This window comes from Secundilactobacillus pentosiphilus (assembly GCF_002217985.1).
Lineage (GTDB): Bacteria > Bacillota > Bacilli > Lactobacillales > Lactobacillaceae > Secundilactobacillus > Secundilactobacillus pentosiphilus.
Map to the genome: position 1 here is coordinate 17,503 of NZ_BCMI01000011.1, position 17,712 is coordinate 35,214.

Below are 17,712 nucleotides of genomic sequence, written 5' to 3' on the forward strand. Positions count from 1 at the left end.
ATTAAAAATACTACTGCTCTTCTGCCGTTACAACTGATTCCGCCACTTGATTAGCCTTCTTTTCAGCTTTCCCGCGCCAATATGACGAGAGGATCGACCCGGAAATATTGTGCCAGATACTAAAGATGGTTGATGGAATAGCAGCTGCCGGAGAAAAGTATTTCATCGCTAACGTTGCCCCTAAACTTGAATCTTGCATCCCAACTTCAAACGTAATTGCTTTTCGTTGTGGATCCTTCAAACGAATCAGTTTAGAAAACAGGTACCCTAATCCATAACCTGACAAGTTATGCAACATCACTACCGGAATAACCAAGGCAGTTGCCGCCGTAAACAATTCCGCGTGATTAGCCGAGATAACTGCACCAATGATCAGTAAAATAGCCGTTTGAGATACCAGTGGCAATGCCCGCGTAACGGTCTCAATTTTCTTACCGAAAATGGAGTGAATCACGACCCCTAAAATAATGGGTACGAGGACTATCTGGATAGTGCTCAAAAACAAGGATTGCGTTGGAATAGCAACGAATCGTCCAGCATAAAGCAATAATAATCCAGGTAAGGCAATGGGAGCCAACAACGTTGATAACGTTTCAATTGAAACGTCCAGTGCAACATCCCCACCAGCAAGATAAGCCATCACACTTGAAGATGTACCGCTTGGGCAAGAGCCCACCATAATAACCCCCGCAGCAGTCGCACCGCTCAAGTGAAAAATCAAGCACAAAATCCATGCCACAAAAGGCATAATCATGTAATGTGCGACCGTTCCTAAGATAACTGGTACCGGTTTTTTAACGATGCGAGCAAAGTCTTCACCTTTTAATGTGAGCCCCATTCCAAATAGGATAATTCCTAATAAGTACGATGTATTTGGCACCACCCAGACACTGGTTTGCGGCAACAAATAATTCACAGCTGCCCAAACAACCACCAGGAGTGTGAACCAATGACCCATCCACCTACCAAAATTTTCAATCTTATTCATAAGCAAATCCCCCGTTTATTATGTATTACGAAGCGCGGTTTTCCGCTTCGCTGACAAGTAAATTCAAACTATCAATGATTATTGATGATAACCCAAAGCCACGCGAGCAAACCGACTCATTTTAGCAGGCGACCAAGCCGGTTCCCATACCAAGTCAATGGCAACATCGTCCACTTCTGGTAAGCGTTTAAGCGCGGTTTCAATCATCTGTGTTAACACTTGGGTGATCGGGCAGCCCATGGTGGTTAACGTCATCGTGACCGTTGCGACACCATCCGTTAGACTAAGGCCATATATTAAACCCAAATTAACTAAATCAATTCGCAGTTCTGGGTCGATCACCGTTTCCAATTCCTTGATCATGCGATCTTGCAATTCTGAAACGGTATCAGTTGTTGCTATCACCTTTTCAGTCATGAGCAGCACCACCTTCTTTACTTTTCTGATTCAACTTGTACATCGGCTGATTGAGCCGCCTGTTCCGGCTCCTCTTTACCAAATAATTCGTCAGCACCCAGCATGACACCACCCGTATTAGCGGAAGTGACTAACGCTTGGTAACGAGCCAGATATCCAAAACGAACTTTTGGTTTAAACGGTTTTAAGGATTTTCGCCGTTCTGCAAATTCAGCTTCAGAAACCGCTGCGTTCACTGTTCGATTCGTCAAATCAATGGTGATCTCGTCGCCATCATGAATCAAAGCAATTTCACCACCAGCAGCCGCTTCAGGAGAAATGTGACCCGCACAGATCCCGTGCGTGGCACCAGAGAATCGGCCGTCCGTGATCAAGGCGACGGTTTTACCTAATCCGCGCCCAATAATATCTGAGGTCGGGTTTAGCATTTCCGGCATACCAGGTCCGCCTTTAGGTCCTTCATAGCGAATGACAACCACATCACCAGCTTTAACCGTTCCGTTATCAATGCCCTCAACTGCATCGTCGTGGGAGTCAAAGCAAACCGCTTTGCCAACAAATTTATGAATGTCGGGATCAACACCGGCTACCTTAATAACAGCACCCTGCTTTGCGATATTGCCGTATAGGACTGACAGGCCGCCTTCTTCTGAATAAGGATTATCTAACGGACGAATGATTTCAGGATTTAGCGTATGCGCACCCTTAACATTTTCACGAATCGTTTTACCCGTTACTGTCATCCGATCCGGATGGAAGACACCCTTTTCAATTAATTCGTTCATAATGGCCGGAATCCCACCAGCCGCGTGCACGTCTTCCATATTCCATGAAGATGAAGGCGCAATTTTGGCTAAATGAGGTGTTCGTTTGGCGATGACGTTAATATCTTCCTCGCTGTACTTTATGCCGGCTTCATGAGCTATTGCGAGGCCATGCAAAACGGTATTAGTGGAGCCCCCCATTGCCATATCGAGAGCAAACGCATCATCCAAGGCATCTTTAGTGATAATCTCGCGTGGCCGCAGATCAGCTTTAACGTTGGCCATGACCCGTCGTGCTGCTTGACGCACTAAGTCGCGCCGCTGATCCGAAATAGCTAGCGCTGTTCCGTTATACGGTAAAGCAACTCCCAGCGCTTCCATCAATGAATTCATGGAATTAGCGGTATACATACCCGCACAAGAGCCGCAAGTAGGACAGGCATGACGTTCGAGTTCCATAAAATCTTCCTTGGTCATTTTGCCGTCTTTAAACGCTCCAACCGCTTCAAAGACGGAAGAAAGATTGGCAGCTTTACCGTTTGGATCGACCCCGGCTTTCATTGGGCCGCCGGAAACAAATGCGCAAGGAACGTTGGTCCGCAGCGATGCCATTAACATCCCTGGCGTAATTTTGTCACAATTGGGCATGTAAAGCACACCATCAAACCAGTGGGCATTGATGACCGTTTCTGCTGAATCCGCAATGATTTCCCGACTTGGTAAGGAGTACCGCATTCCGATATGGCCCATGGCGATCCCATCGTCAACACCGATCGTATTAAATTCAAAGGGGATGCCACCCGCTTTGCGGATCTCTTCTTTAGCAACATCCGCTAACTCTCTTAAATGAACGTGTCCTGGAACAATTTCTATGTATGAGTTGCAAATTGCTATAAATGGCTTTTTCATATCTTCTGGGTTTTTAACCATCCCAGTTGCGTATAGTAAGCTACGACCTGGTGCGCGATCAACACCAACTTTGATTTCATCGCTTCGCTTCTGCATGTCGTCACCACTAACGCTAAAATTTAGCGTATTACTCATATATTTGACCTCCGTTAGTTGAATTATTTGATCACAAGAAAAATAATGGATCAAATTATCAAAAAGCTTATCATTAAATTTTAATATGTCAACCTAATTTTCTAATTGTTTCGACGATTTACATTTAAATCTTTTTAAGCGTCATGTAAATTGACCATTGGTTAACACGTTACCTTATTTAAGCTATGAAAGTCTGCTCTATCAACTGTTGATAAATTATTTTCAACTTTTTCTTTTTGTTTCTAAGCATTATTAAATCACGTGATTAGATCAGCACTAACGAGCCTAATGTTTTTTATCACACAGTTTTCTCATTTAAATTTCATTTTATAATCCCCCGTAAAATAGTGAAGTCGTATTTTAAAGGAAATTATCGACGTTTTCTCCTTCATTCATCTTCAATAACGAATCGCTCTCAGACTCATTTTACTTTGGATAGACTGCTAACCGATTTCCCCGTACTGCAACCGTTTTAATGGGACGTTGATAGAAATCAGATAGGTTGTCTTCCGTTAGCATCGCTTGACGTTCACCGGATCGGATCGCTTGACCTTGTCTAAGTAACAAGACGTTTTGAAAGCATGGCAACAGCTCTTCCGTATAGTGAGAGACCATCAGTAACGCTGGATGGTGGGGCATCTCCGCAATCTTAGCAACTCGGTCCAGCAGTTCTTCACGCGCGAATAAATCTAAGCCATTGCACGGCTCATCTAAGATCAGTAATTGGGGATGGGCCATCATCGCCCTTGCAATTAAAACCAGCTGCCGTTCGCCTTGTGACAAAACAGCGTAGGGCTTTCCCAACAGGCTGCTGCCGCCCAAATGATTTAAAATTTGACGGACCTCCGTCAGATCGCTCTGATCAACTGCCTGATAAACACCAATACTCGCAAACTTCCCTGATAAGACGATACTATCAACTGGATCACCGGCATGTAACTGGTCCTGCAACGCCGTGCTGACCCAGCCAATCTTAGTTTTAAGTTCTGGAATACTCATGTGCCCAAACACGCCGCCCAGTACTTCTAACCGACCGGATGTCGGCCACAGGTCACCCTGAATCATTTTGAGCATGGTGGTCTTACCCGCCCCGTTAAGCCCCAAGATTGCCCAGTTTTCACCTTGATTGACCTGCCAATCAATGTGCTTGAGAATCTGTTTATGGCCGCGTGTAACCGAGACATCCTCAAATTTTAGAATTCGTGTCATATTTTACCTGCTTTCTATAGCGTTAAAAGAGCTGAACCGACCTCTCGGGATCGAAATTCAGCTCTTTTACGTACTGTTTAACTTGTTAAATGCTGACTAAATTAAGCTTCTGTTTCTTCTGGTGTACTGTACTTGTCTGCTTCTTTAACGAATGGCATGTGCGCACGTAGTTCTGCCCCCACCTCTGACAGCTGTGAGTGAGCTGAGCGTTCACGCAACCTGTAAAGGTCCTTGAAGCCATTACGGTAATCGGCCATGAACTCTTTAGCAAAACTGCCATCTTGGATCCGTTTTAATGAATCCTTCATTGCCTGCTTAGATTCTTTGCCGACAACCTTAGGACCAACAACGTATGATCCATATTCGGAAGTGTTTGAGCAGTCAACGTACATCTTATTAAAGCCGCCTTCATAGATCAAATCGCAGATCAGCTTCATTTCATGTTCAACTTCAAAGTAGGCTAATTGTGGTGAATAGCCGGCTTCAGTTAAGACTTCAAAACCGGTTTCAATCAAGGAAGTTACCCCGCCCATTAAGACGTTTTGTTCACCGAAGAGATCTTCTTCAGTTTCTTCACGGAAGCTGGTCTTTAGTAAACCGGCACGAGCGGCACCATTACCCTTAGCAAATTCCTTTGAGAGGTCTTCAGCGTGGCCTGAGTAATCTTGTTCTACACCGTAGAGGGCTGGAACACCGAAACCTTCTTTATACGTCCGGCGACAAAGATTACCTGGTCCTTTAGGCGCCATCATGACAACGTCAACGTCTTTAGGCGCTACAATTTCTTTGTAGTAAACGTTGAAACCGTGTGAGAAGCCTAAAACGTTGCCTGCTTCTAGGTTAGGTTCAACTGATTCCTTATAAACATCTGACATCACTTCATCAGGTGTCAGCATTTGAACCCAATCAGCTCGTCGGGCAGCTTCTGCAGGTGAGTATACATCAAAGCCATCCGTTTTGGCGGCATCGAAGGACTTTCCTGGACGTACCCCAACCACGACATCGAAGCCTGAGTCCCGTAAATTATTTGCTTGGGCATGGCCTTGAGAACCATAACCGATAAACGCAATCGTTTTACCTTGAAGATAATTAGTTTGAACATCCTTTTCGTATAACATTTCTACACTCATGTGAATTCCTCCAATATAATATATGTTTTTATTCTGGTTCATTATATGTATGACTCCTTTAAGATCATGATGCCTTTATAAGCCCCACCTCCTTAACTGGCTCAAAGAGAAAATCAAGCTACACGCCAAACATATCATTATTAGCGTGGCCTGGTGCAACCATTGGATAAACCTGTTCATCCGTTGGAATCGTCACTTCAATTAACGTTGTCTGTTGATCGGCAAAAATGGCTTGCAGTTGCTGATCAAGGTCGCCATCGGGTGCTAATTTTTGATAGTTTAACCCGTAAGCACGCATTAAAGTTGAAAAATCCGGCTGATGTTCGAACAGTGATTTATAGCGATGCTGATCATAAAACTGATCTTGCCATTGACGAATCATGCCCAATGCATGGTTGTTCATCAAGAAGATCTTAATATTCAAATTTTCAGCTGCAATGACTTCGAGTTCCTCACTGGTCATCTGAAAGCCGCCATCACCGACAAATAATACAGTTTCACGCTCCGGATGGGCAAACTTCGCCCCAATCGCAGCCGGTAGACCATAACCCATTGTCCCGAGTCCGCCAGACGTCACTAATTGCTTAGAGTGGGTGAACGGATAAGCCTGTGCCACCCACATCTGGTGCTGCCCAACATCTGTTACCACCGTAGCGCGGCCCCTAGTTATTTTCCCAACTGAGCGAATAACCGTTAGCGGATCAAAACCCTGTTTAGTCTGTGTTTTTTTAACGCTTTCGGGTTTAGTCTGCGCCCACATCCGCGTGGTTTGTTTCCAAGCAGCCGTGTCTGGCTTAACCGTAACGACCTTATTCATAGCGGTTAAAGCAACTTTAGCATCCGCATTAATTGCGAATTCAGTCACTAACGTTTTATTCAATTCCTTAGGATCAATATCAATATGTAAAATAGTTTTGTCATCGGTATAATGATCAGGTTTAGGAATCAGCCGATCATCAAACCGTGACCCAATATTGACGATAAAATCAGTGTTGGCTAATGCCATATTGGCAGCATAAGTCCCATGCATACCGCCCATTCCTAGAAATAAGGGATCCTGGTTGCTGACGGTTCCAAGTCCTAATAAAGTGGAGACCACTGGTAGCTGCCAATTATGTATAAACTCGTTGAATTCTTTAGTGGCTAAAGCCGCTGAAACACCGGCACCAACTAGTGCTATCGGTCGTTTAGCCTGGCTAAGCGCCTGCATCGCTGCTTCAAGCACTTTCGTGGGAAAGTTAGCTTGCTTTGGCACTGCTTGTTTAGGGGCCTCGGCTTCAAACGAAGTGGTTTCATCTAGAATGTCCTTCGGTACATCAATTAAAACGGGCCCTTTTCGACCGGCTTGTGCGAGTGCGAACGCCTCTGCAATTGTTGCTTGCAGCCTATTAACGTCTTGAATTTGAAAATTGGCTTTCACGATTGGTTTCGTGACGCCAATAGTATTCAGTTCCTGAAACGCTTCGCTGCCGATTACCCGTCTGCCGACCTGGCCAGTAAAAACGACCATCGGTACCGAATCCATCATGGCATCCGCAATACCAGTTACGGCATTACTTGCGCCAGGGCCACTGGTAACACACAGAACACCCGTTTTACCAGTTACTTTAGCGTATCCTTCAGCAGCATGCGCAGCCCCCTGTTCATGTCTAACTAAAATACAGTTAAACTGTTGATCATACATCGCATCGAATAACGATAGGACCGAACCTCCCGGGTAACCGAACAAGTGAGTGACACCTTGTTGTTTTAAACTACTCACTAAGACGTTACCGCCTGTCATTTCCTGGGTTAGTGTTTTTTCTGCATCCAATTTCACATCACATCCTTTCAAACGGTCATGACACAAACGACTGAAAAATTAAAATTGCTCGTTCGTGATGGTTAATACATTAGCATACGAATTTTAATTGTCAACCAAGAATCTCATAGTTTTTTAATAAAAATGGCTTTAAAAAATGATGCGTACTACTTATTACCCAAGCATTAATATTTTTTATAATTGCTGTCCTTGAGGTATTTATAGCATAAGGTCTGTATATTTAAGTCACCATATCCCCCCTAAAATAGCCACTAGTTTGAAATGATTTTCCAGTTCTTCTCATTTTATTTTAACCTTAAGGTATTTCGCGTTGTTTGGCCTGCGATCAAGTGAAACCGAAAAAGGGCGTGAGGCTCAGCTGATTACTGAGTCTCACGCCCTTTTCTCTCGATTCTCTAGGACAAACCTTTCTTATCCTAGCGACATCATTTATGCTCTTTTTTTCTTCTTTTTACCCGGTTTATCACCAACGTACTCGACGGCTCGTAATTCGCGAATCGTTGTGACCTTGATTTTACCTGGGTAGGTCAGTTCGTCTTCAATCTGATTCTTCACGTTTTCCGTCAATTCAGCACTAGCCTTATCGTCCAGAACCTTTGGCTGAACCACGATTCGAATCTCACGACCAGCTTGAATGGCGTAACTTTCTTGAACACCCTTTTGATCGTTAGCGATCTTTTCCAAACTGTGAAGGCGATTGATATATTCTTCAACCGACTCGCTTCTGGCACCAGGACGCGACCCTGATACGGCATCCGCAATAGCCACCAGTGACGAAATTGGTGAGGTCACTTCAACGTCCCCGTGGTGAGAAGCAATTGCGTTAATCACAACCGGATCTTCACCGTAGGCCTTAGCCAAAGCTACCCCAATCTCCACGTGGGTGCCTTCGATTTCATGGTCAATGGCTTTCCCCACATCGTGCAGCAGGCCAGCTCGTTTCGCTAAACGAACGTCCAGCCCTAATTCGGCAGCCATAACACCCGCCATCTGAGCCACTTCAATGGAATGGTTCAAAACGTTTTGACCATATGACGTTCTAAACTTCAAACGACCGATAATCTTCATGAAGTTTGGATGCATGAAACCAACTTTTAACATGCTGACCGTTCGTTCACCAGTCTGGCGAAGGTCTTTCAGCACATCGTACTGGGCAGTTTGCACTTGTTTTTCAATTGCAGCGGCCGTAATTTTACGGGAAGCCAACAAGCTCTCAATTGCGATACGCGTCGTCTCACGCCGAATCGGGTCATGGGTGCTGATCAATAACAGGTTCGGTTGATCAGGATCAAAGACTAAATCGGTACCCGTGAGTGACTCTAATAAGCGAATATGCTGACCGTCTCGGCCAATCAATTTACTCTTAGTCTCATTAGTCGGTACCAAAACCGTGTGTTCTGCGTGTTCGCGAGGCCAGTCAACCGGCCCGCGCTGAATCGATTCAATAATCAGATTACGCGCATCTTTATCGGCGGATGCCTCAGCACTTTCAGTTAACTCGCGAACCGTGACGTCTTCTTCCTGTTCGAGATTACGAGCGGTTTCCAGCCGGATGTGATCCTTTGCCTGGCTGGTAGTTAACTCAGCACGCTTGGCCACTTCGTCTTGTCGATCAACGAACAGTTGTCGCGCCTGATTCTTAGTCTCATTCAGATGAGTCTGATCATCATTCAGCGCGGCCTGTGTGTCTTCAATGGCCGCTTGACGCTGGTTTAACCGTTCTTCCATCTGCTTCAAAGTTACCTGACGCTGTTCGGTCCGCTTTTGACGGCTTTCAGTCTCCGCCTGCTGATCGACCAGCTCGGCTTCCGTTGAGCGCCGATCTGCTTGAATCTTTGCTTTCGCTTCAGTGAGATATTTTGCTGCTTGCTGTTCCGCGTCTTTACGCGCGGACTCCCGAAGTGCCGCTGCTTGTCGGGTTGCTTCGGCCACTTCGCGCTGGTGCTTCTGCCGTCGGACAATGAATCCCGCCAGCAGTCCAATCACGAGGGTCGCAACCACAATGATCGTATTAATCATGTCGGCACTTCCTCAATTTATAGTTTCGATATACGTTTGTTATTATACGCTATTACGCGTTATTTCTAAAGCGACTGGTCAGGTAAATAACCAGTAAACCAGCTGCGTTGATACCCAGAACTGCCCATAAGACCAAATTCGAGCTGATTTTTATGCAAACCATCGCTGATAGGCCAGCGCCCGCAACAAACATTGCCATGGTTGCAGCCAGCCATAGAAACTTGGAACGATCAGCACGATCATGATCAATTAGCCAGTGATACAGTGCCACCATCATATTCTTAGTGTTCCCCGTCATGATACCATTATTGACCGTGGTATCCTTTACTTCGCGAAAACTGGTCAGTTCATACCCTGCAAGCCAGCCCAAAATAAAAATCATTACCAGTTCACCGAACCATTCCTGTCCCAGTGTAACCACTAACAAAGTGAACACCACGATTCCCATCAGCCGTAGATAGCGCTGCCTTAAATTGGGTTTATGATTTAACCAGCTTAAAGCAGCCTGTGCCACAAAACAGCCCAGTGCAAACCCTATCCAGATCGGCAGACATACCCAGGCCTCACTAAAACCGCCATGGGCAAACTTCACCGCAAAAACGATCAGGTTACCAGTCTGTGCGCTGGCAAAGGTTTCATTATGAGCGATATACGTGTACGCATCAACAGCCCCCATAGAGAAGGTGGCTAGAAATGTAAGCCAGCTAAACGATAGACGATTGGTAGTCATCGTACCATCCCCTTGAAAAGGTTTCTAGCTAGATTATATCATCAACTAATGAAAATACCGATCTAGAAACGCTTTAACGGCATTCCGGTACAGTGCTGGTGCGTGCTCATATGATTGGGCGTGCTTCGCACCGTTGACTAATAGCAGCCGTTTAGGCCCCTTGTCAGCTTTATAGAGCGGATAAACCATCCGGGTCGGCACGAACGTATCATTAGTCCCGTGAATAAACAGCATCGGCTTATGATTTTGGGCAACCTGTTTCAGCGCGCTAGCCTGCTTAAAGGTATAGCCGTTTTTGAAGTAATTGATGCCGCTAACCACAGGTACTAACGGATATTCCGGAATATTATACATCGATTTAGCCTGGTATTTAATTTCATCGTAAACGCTGGTATAGCCGCAGTCTTCAATGTAGGCCTTCACTTGTTTAGGCGTCTTTTCACCGCTGACCATCATGGTAGTCGCACCGCCCATGCTGGTTCCAAACATTACAATTTGCGACTGCGGGCCGTTTCTGTGAATAACCTGCTTGATCCACTTCAGGTAGTCCAACCGGTCAGGCCAGCCGTAGCCGATGTAGTTGCCCTGGCTCTTGCCCGCACCACGATCATCTGGTAACAGTACGTTGTAACCCAACTCATGAAATAACCCTGCGTATTCCCCCATTTTGTCACTGTTACCGCCAAACCCGTGAGCAATCACGATGGTTTTCTTAGTCTGCTTGCTGGCTGGGACGTAACTTGCTACTAGTTTAAGGTGTCTAGTCGCGGAAGTCTCGTGCCAAACTAGTTTTTTGGTCCCCTGATACCAGCTTTTTTCATGAGCTAGCGGATCATTCTTCTTTATCGCGTTGCTATTATTAATAAACGTCTTCTTACCACGAGCCACCGCCATATTATAGAAGTAAAAGCCCGCTGAGCCGATGCCAATACAGATTACACCAACGACGATCAAAAGTCCGATCAGCCAGTGTTTCAAACGTTTATTCACTTTCCTGCACCCCATTCTTCAAAAGTATACGGGGTATATCATACCATAGGAAATGTGACACTTAAATTAACTATCGCCACTCACACGAAATGTGAATCAGCACCCACAAAACGCTCCGTTAGGTATACAATAGTAATTAGAGGTGATGTGCATGTTTTCCGAACGACTCCGGGCGCTGCGCCGTGGTCAGAATTTAACGCTGGGCCAGTTGGCGACCGCTTTAAATCAATTATTTAAACCAGACAAAGAACATCGAAATACTGCGGCTCAAATTGGTAATTGGGAACGCGGTATTCGTGTTCCTTCCTATATGGAAGTTCGCAAGTTAGCGGAATTTTTTGACGTAACAATGGACTATCTCGCCGGTAAATCCGAACGCGATGAATACGATTTGGACCGGTTGTTTTTATCCGGCAAGGAGCTGAAATTTGGCGATAAAGCATTGTCATCTGACGATCGTTATGCCATTTACCAGTTGATGAACGGCTACATCCATGGCCGCTCACGTAGGTTAGATACAGACGACGAAAATACGCCCATTACCCATCAAGAATCACTTGAGCTTGGACTCGATAACGATAAACAAAATTAAAACAAAACGCGCCATTCGGTTTTCTGGTCGAATGACGCGTTTGTGTCTGGAGGTCTCCCTTTGAAACCAAAACAAAAAAAGAAATTGCTCAAACGCGCGCGTAGCCAGCATGCGGCTAAACCGTCGGGCTACATTGCCACTATGGAACGATACAACGGTCTGTTTGCTAAATTTCCAACCATTAAGCTGCTGATTAATAACGTTCTGCAAGCTGACCGGCTGCTTAAGCAAGGCCTTTTACCGCAAACCTTACCGAAACTTTTGCTGCCTGATGATACTCAAGACGTCATTTTCAAACAACTCAACGAGACATTCCCAGTTGGTGATCCTGAAGGCGATAAACTCTGGAACCAATTATCCGACGCTCTGCCTGATCTGGACAAGAAGTTACGCAGTTTCCGCGATTACTTAGAAGACACCTATGGCATGTGGGCCTATATTTCGGCGCCGGTTGCCAAAGATTTGGCTGACTTTGTTAACGGCCGACCGGCACTGGAAGTGATGGCTGGTAACGGCTACGTCTCAAAAGGCCTACGCGATAATGGCCAAACTGTGATCACTACCGATTCCAAGGACTGGACCAAGGAAAACGAAACCGGCAAACACCCCGTAACTGAAGTCGAACAGCTGACCGCCAGTGAAGCTTTTACCAAATACCAGAACCAAGTCGATGTTATCATCATGGTTTGGTCGCCAGATGGGCTGGAAATCGACTGGAAACTGCTGCAGCAGATTCGGGCTGCCGACAAAGATTACGACTTTATCGTCATTGGCGAAAAGGATGGCGCAACTGACTCAAAGGCCTTCTGGCAGAACGCTAAACTGCTAGATACGCCTGAGGTTAAGGCACTGAATAAGCACTTCAATCAGTTTGACTTGATTCATGATCAAATTTATCTAGTGAAATAAAAGAAGCTGAGAGATTAATTCTCAGCTTCTTTATTCGTTCGTATGAGTAAATTCAAATTAAGCTTTCAGTTCAACCTGCTTACCCGCTAAATCAAGGGTAATTGGGTCACCTGACAAGAGCGTTAACTTTGTCCCATTTTGATCGACTCGAACTCGGATTGAACGGCCCCGGAACTGGATCCGGAACTGATAACTGTTCCACTTCTTAGGGAGGAAGGGTGCGAAGTGTAATTGATCATTGCGGACCCGCATACCAGCAAACCCTTGAACGATAGCTAACCAGCCACCGGTCATGGAGGTAATATGCAACCCATCGACCGTGTCGTTATTGTAGTTATCCAGATCCAAACGAGCAGTCCGTTCATACATTTCAACGGCTTTATCTTCATAGTGAAGATCCGAAGCTAAAATAGAATGAATTGCGGCAGACAAACTTGATTCGTGAACCGTTAATGGTTCATAGAAATCAAAGTTAGCCTTCTTTTGTTCCGGCGTAAAGTCATCGATAAAGTCCCAGACACCTTGCAAAACATCGCCTTGCTTGATATAAGGTGAGCGCAGAATCTTATCCCATGACCAGTGCTGGTTAATTGGTAACTGATCAGCTGGAATGGAAGAAACCGGCTTAATGTCTTTGTCCAAAAAGCCATCATGCTGGACGAAGATGCCAAGCTTCTTATCCTCTGGCAGATAGAAGCGGTCAACAATGTCTTGCCAGTGCTTCTTTTCATCATCAGTAACGGCTAACTTTTTAGCAACTTCTGGTGAAACTTCCTGCAAGATTTCCAAGGTATACTTCAGCGTCCACTTAGCCAAGTAGTTCGTGTACCAGTTGTTATCAACGTTGTTTTCGTACTCGTCAGGACCAGTAACACCGTGGATCATGTACTTTTGATTACGTTCGCTAAAGTGAACCCGATCAGCCCAGAACCGAGAAATTTCGGTGAGGACCTTGCTGCCTTCGTTTAAGACATAGCTCTTATCGCCCGTGTAGCGAGTGTAGTTATAAATAGCAAACGCAATATCACCATTCCGGTGAATTTCTTCAAACGTGATTTCCCACTCGTTGTGGCATTCGATCCCGTTGAAGGTCACCATTGGGAATAAGGCACCTTTAAGACCCTGTTCCTTAGCGTTAACATAGGCACCATCTAATTGCTGGTAACGGTACATCAGCAAACTGCGTGTCACTTTTGGATCCGTAATTCCCAGGTAAACGGGAACGGCAAATGCTTCGGTATCCCAGTATGTGGCACCACCGTACTTTTCACCGGTAAAGCCTTTAGGCCCGATATTCAGGCGGCTATCTTCACCGTAGTAAGTGGAGAATAGCTGGAACAGATTGAAGCGAATCCCCTGCTGCGATTCAGTATCGCCATCGATTTCAACGTCCGACTTTTCCCAGCGGGCAGCCCAGATCTTAGCATGGGCAGCAAACAAATCATCGTAAGAAGTGGCCGTTACCTTTGCACTAAGATCATTCATCGCTGCTTCTAGTTGAGCTTGCGTATCGTAGTCGCGAGAAGTCACAACGGTGATACGCTTAATGATCGTGGTACTTTGGTTGGGTTTTAGTTCACCGCTAAATTGGTTAACAACTTCTTTGTCGTTTGGCTGATCAACTTTTTCCGCTGCTAAGCCGGTTTCGTTGGTCATCTTAACACCAACGGTAAACCGCGGCGTGCCAAATGGATTTTCTTTGGTAATGGCAACGATTGCGCCATCGGTTGTATTCTGTTCCGTTTTAAGAACGTCCCAGAACCGTTCGTCATAGTTAGCGTCCTCGTTTTGAACGTCCGCATCCATCGCTGACTTAAAGGTAATCTTGACGGCATCGCTACTCTTGTTGGTAGCAGTGACGCGAATACCAACTAATTCCTTGTTAGCGACGCTAATAAACCGTTCAAAGTTTAACGCAATGGCGTGGCCGTTCTTCGTTACTGTGAAGGAGCGGGTCAGCTTAGACTGCTTCATATCGAGGTTTAATTCGAAGTCCGAAACTTTATCCTTTGCTAAATCGATGGGCTCGCCATCAATCAAAACGTTTAGTTTAATAAAATTGATGGCGTTAATAACTTTACCAAAATACTTAGGGTAGCCGTTCTTCCACCAGCCCACCCGGGTCTTATCTGGGAACCAGACACCGCCAAGGTAGATTCCCTTTAATGTGTCTCCTGAGTAGTCTTCTTCAAAAAAGCCGCGCATTCCCATGTATTCGTTACCTAAACTAGTCATGGATTCTTGAAGACGCTTGTCTTCAGGATCTAATTGATGAGTAACAATATTCCAGGGGGTGACTTCAAATGTTCGTTTCATATTAGTCCTCCTTGATTACTTGCGTATTGAGTGTGATAAAATTTCTTCAAATTAGTCTTCGGCATCTGCTGGTTCTTCTTCAGCATCAGACTTGCGAGCCCAAACTTCCTTCACAATGCCAACGCTTAAAGCACCGAGAATCATGAAGATTCCTGAGAGCAGTAACATCGTTGGCATGTGTGAACCTAACAATGGGAACAGGGCGAAACTAGCAATCGAAGCAACGATTTGCGGCAAGCAAATACTGCTGTTGAACAGGCCCAAGTAAGTCCCCATATTTTCTGAATCTTCGATGGCATTGGTCAAGAAAGTGAATGGGAAGGCGTTCATAGCAGCCCAGGCACATCCAATCAGGATAAATGAAATGACCAACGTATATTTATCATGAATAAAGAACATCGAACCGAAACCAATACCACCCATGATTAAACTCAGTGAGTAGTACAGCTTGTGGTGGTTGTTGCCAACCCGTGAAAGAACCAGTGCCCAGATAACGGCAGCAATCGCTTGAATGGCTGACATCACACCGTACCAGTTACCAGCAGCTTGATAGCCTGCTGAAGCAACATTGGCTGTGTGCCAGACATTGTCGGCAATGGCACCAGTTGAGTAGGTCCAAAGGTATTGGAAGCCCATCCAGCAGAAGAATTGAACCACGGAAACGGTCCAGAAAATCTTTGGCGCGGTCTTTAATGCTTCAAAGATACCCTTCTTTTTGCTGTCATCAGCAATACCATGATACTTAGCATAGGTAACTGGATCGTATTCCTTAACCCGGAAAACCGTCAGCAAGCAGCAAAGTAACAGAATAATGGCACCGGCATAAAATGACCAAACAACTGAGTTAGGAACGGTCCCCTTCTTAGCCACGTTAGCAATCCCCAACGCGGTCAAAGCGTATGGAAAGATACTTGCTAATAAGGCACCGGCGTTTGATGCGAAACTTTGAATCGAGTAACCAAAACCCTTTTGCTTTTCGTTAACCATGTCACCAATCATCATCTTAAATGGCTGCATCGCAACGTTAGATGAAAGGTCCATGAACAGCAACGTAATGGCACCAAACCAAAGTGCGGCCAGCGATCCATAACCGAAGCCAAGACTACCAGCATTTGGCAGCAGGAACATGACGATCATGGCAACAACGGCACCAATCAATAAATAAGGAATCCGACGACCTAGTTTAGGCATCCAAGTCCGGTCTGAGAAATAGCCGACTAACGGCTGAACAATCATCCCAGCCAGCGGTGGCAGAATGAAGAAGAAACCTAAATTATTAGGGTCGGCACCAATGGTTTGGAAGATCCGCCCCATGTTAGTGCTTTGAAGTTGAAACGCCATTTGCACGCCCAGAAACCCGAAGTTGATCAGGAAGATAGTGCTCGTGGGTAATGATGGCAATAAGTCTTTTTTGGGTGCAGCCGCTTTGGCCGTCCCATTTGTGACATCAGATGCTGATTGTGCCATATTGAATTCCTCCTCAAAATAGATTAAATAATTGCAAACGCTTTCTACAAAAACAATTATGCAACCGTTTCCACTTTAATGCAACCGGTTGCATTAAACTTTTAAAGAAAAGCGAAATCAGAAATTCCGCCCTAGCCTATTCTGGTGGGCTTCAATCCAATTTCACTTTTTTTCAAAAAAATTGACGTTTAATGTGCTTTTCACTGCTAACTACACAAACACGCTTAACCCCGCTGCATTAGTTGTTTCAGGCAACTTACCGCTCAATCGTAAAGGGAATTATTTCTGATTTTTTATCTGGATCCATAAGCACACGAACAGCTGCTGCCCCCATACTTTGGGGATAGAGTTCAACAAAGCGAACCGAAGGCCCCATCAGCAAATTATTGGTTCGATTCCGGTTAAAGCAAATCAAGGGAACACTCCGATCAAGATGCCGCCACAGTAGTTGATAAATCATTTGGCCCAACGTATCATCGGTGGTCACGATACCATCGATGGTCTGTCTGGTCATCAAGAATTGTGCCACGGCATCATCCAGCTTCATTTGACCCTTTTCGGATATTTTTAGCACTTCAGAAGGAATATTTGCCGCTGCCATCGCTTGCTGGAAGCCTAATCGCCGCTTACGCTCGAAACCTTGCTCTGGTTCAGATTCTACAAACAGCGTCCGACTGGCGTTAAACTTTTTCAGCATATATTCACCGGCCTTTTGCCCCGCTAATTGATTATTGTTATTAACAAATTTCTCGTCGTCAGCATTGGGATCCCCAATGACTACGTAGGCCACTTTTTGGGCTCTTAATAGCTTAATGATTGGGTCGTTTTTCTTGGAATATAGCAACACGAAGTAACGGATCAGCCCCTGAGTGATCAGTGCTGAAACGTTGGCAGCTAATTCTGCCATCGTATTGGCAATCGCCACTGACAGCACACCGTTTCTCGGCCGTAATTCTCGGTTGATGCCCATTAAGATATCAACGTAGAACGGATTAGCAGCTGAACTCATTTCACCAGGCGGAAACACAACCCCAATCGCGTTAGAGACACCATTGGTTAAATTCTTAGCGTTGTAGTTGGGCAAGTAGCCCATTTCATCAGCAATTGCTTTGATTTTATCCCTGGTCTTCTGACTGATCTTGGGATGGTTATTCAACGCACGGGACGCTGTCGAAACCGACACACCCGCATGTTTGGCAATATCTCGAATTGTAACCATGGCGACCCCTCCCTTCACTTTTCTCCATTGTATCAGAAAACTAACGATTCGTATTGAAAGTACCAGGGATACAAAAAATTCTGAGGCGTTCATTCC

14 protein-coding genes are annotated in these 17,712 nt (G+C 45.3%); 2 read left to right on the top strand and 12 right to left on the bottom strand.

The genetic code is table 11. From position 1 onward, the window contains the following. Window positions 1–10: 10 nt before the first annotated feature. The 9 genes from CES81_RS06745 to CES81_RS06785 form a co-directional block, all read right to left on the bottom strand. Complete coding sequence (locus CES81_RS06745) at window positions 11–988, bottom strand: bile acid:sodium symporter family protein (protein WP_089121173.1); 978 nt, start codon at window positions 986–988, stop codon at window positions 11–13. A gap of 78 nt (window positions 989–1,066) precedes the next feature. Then, entirely contained in the window at window positions 1,067–1,405 is a 339-nt protein-coding gene (locus CES81_RS06750; RefSeq protein WP_089121174.1) for a metal-sulfur cluster assembly factor, read from the bottom strand. Between the two features lie 17 nt (window positions 1,406–1,422). Further along, complete coding sequence (gene ilvD, locus CES81_RS06755) at window positions 1,423–3,213, bottom strand: dihydroxy-acid dehydratase (protein WP_089121175.1); 1,791 nt, start codon at window positions 3,211–3,213, stop codon at window positions 1,423–1,425. Between the two features lie 426 nt (window positions 3,214–3,639). After that, window positions 3,640–4,422, bottom strand: a complete 783-nt coding sequence (locus tag CES81_RS06760) for an ABC transporter ATP-binding protein (RefSeq protein WP_089121176.1) — start codon at window positions 4,420–4,422, stop codon at window positions 3,640–3,642. Between the two features lie 101 nt (window positions 4,423–4,523). After that, complete coding sequence (ilvC, locus tag CES81_RS06765; protein ID WP_089121177.1) at window positions 4,524–5,552, bottom strand: ketol-acid reductoisomerase; 1,029 nt, start codon at window positions 5,550–5,552, stop codon at window positions 4,524–4,526. 118 nt (window positions 5,553–5,670) lie between these two features. Next, window positions 5,671–7,335 carry a biosynthetic-type acetolactate synthase large subunit gene (gene ilvB, locus CES81_RS06770; RefSeq protein ID WP_089121224.1) on the bottom strand — a complete coding sequence of 555 codons (1,665 nt, stop codon included), beginning with the start codon at window positions 7,333–7,335 and terminating at the stop codon, window positions 5,671–5,673. A 468-nt stretch (window positions 7,336–7,803) separates the two neighbouring features. Beyond that, window positions 7,804–9,393 carry a ribonuclease Y gene (rny, locus tag CES81_RS06775; protein WP_089121178.1) on the bottom strand — a complete coding sequence of 530 codons (1,590 nt, stop codon included), beginning with the start codon at window positions 9,391–9,393 and terminating at the stop codon, window positions 7,804–7,806. A 52-nt stretch (window positions 9,394–9,445) separates the two neighbouring features. Beyond that, the gene (locus tag CES81_RS06780) at window positions 9,446–10,123 is read right to left on the bottom strand and encodes a YoaK family protein (RefSeq protein ID WP_089121179.1); all 678 of its coding nucleotides are present in this window, start codon (window positions 10,121–10,123) and stop codon (window positions 9,446–9,448) included. Window positions 10,124–10,168: 45 nt separating this feature from the next. Next, window positions 10,169–11,128, bottom strand: a complete 960-nt coding sequence (locus CES81_RS06785) for an alpha/beta hydrolase (protein ID WP_089121180.1) — start codon at window positions 11,126–11,128, stop codon at window positions 10,169–10,171. Window positions 11,129–11,264: 136 nt separating this feature from the next. Between CES81_RS06785 and CES81_RS06790 the strand changes: the two genes are divergently transcribed. Together CES81_RS06790 and CES81_RS06795 are read left to right on the top strand one after the other, a co-directional pair. Beyond that, a complete protein-coding gene (locus tag CES81_RS06790; RefSeq protein WP_089121181.1) occupies window positions 11,265–11,705 on the top strand; it encodes a helix-turn-helix domain-containing protein in 441 nt (146 codons plus the stop codon). 60 nt (window positions 11,706–11,765) lie between these two features. Continuing rightward, window positions 11,766–12,614 (top strand): SAM-dependent methyltransferase, encoded by an 849-nt coding sequence (locus CES81_RS06795; RefSeq protein ID WP_089121182.1) that lies wholly within the window; start codon window positions 11,766–11,768, stop codon window positions 12,612–12,614. 57 nt (window positions 12,615–12,671) lie between these two features. Here CES81_RS06795 and CES81_RS06800 read toward each other — a convergent pair whose 3' ends face one another. The 3 genes from CES81_RS06800 to CES81_RS06810 all read right to left on the bottom strand — a co-directional run bounded on the left by CES81_RS06800 (window position 12,672) and on the right by CES81_RS06810 (window position 17,616). After that, on the bottom strand, window positions 12,672–14,930 hold the full coding sequence (locus CES81_RS06800; protein WP_089121183.1) for a glycoside hydrolase family 65 protein: 2,259 nt from the start codon (window positions 14,928–14,930) through the stop codon (window positions 12,672–12,674). 51 nt (window positions 14,931–14,981) lie between these two features. Then, window positions 14,982–16,397 (bottom strand): SLC45 family MFS transporter, encoded by a 1,416-nt coding sequence (locus CES81_RS06805; RefSeq protein WP_089121184.1) that lies wholly within the window; start codon window positions 16,395–16,397, stop codon window positions 14,982–14,984. A gap of 256 nt (window positions 16,398–16,653) precedes the next feature. Continuing rightward, window positions 16,654–17,616, bottom strand: coding sequence for a LacI family DNA-binding transcriptional regulator (locus CES81_RS06810; RefSeq protein ID WP_180949750.1), 963 nt, complete (start codon window positions 17,614–17,616; stop codon window positions 16,654–16,656). Window positions 17,617–17,712: the final 96 nt, after the last annotated feature.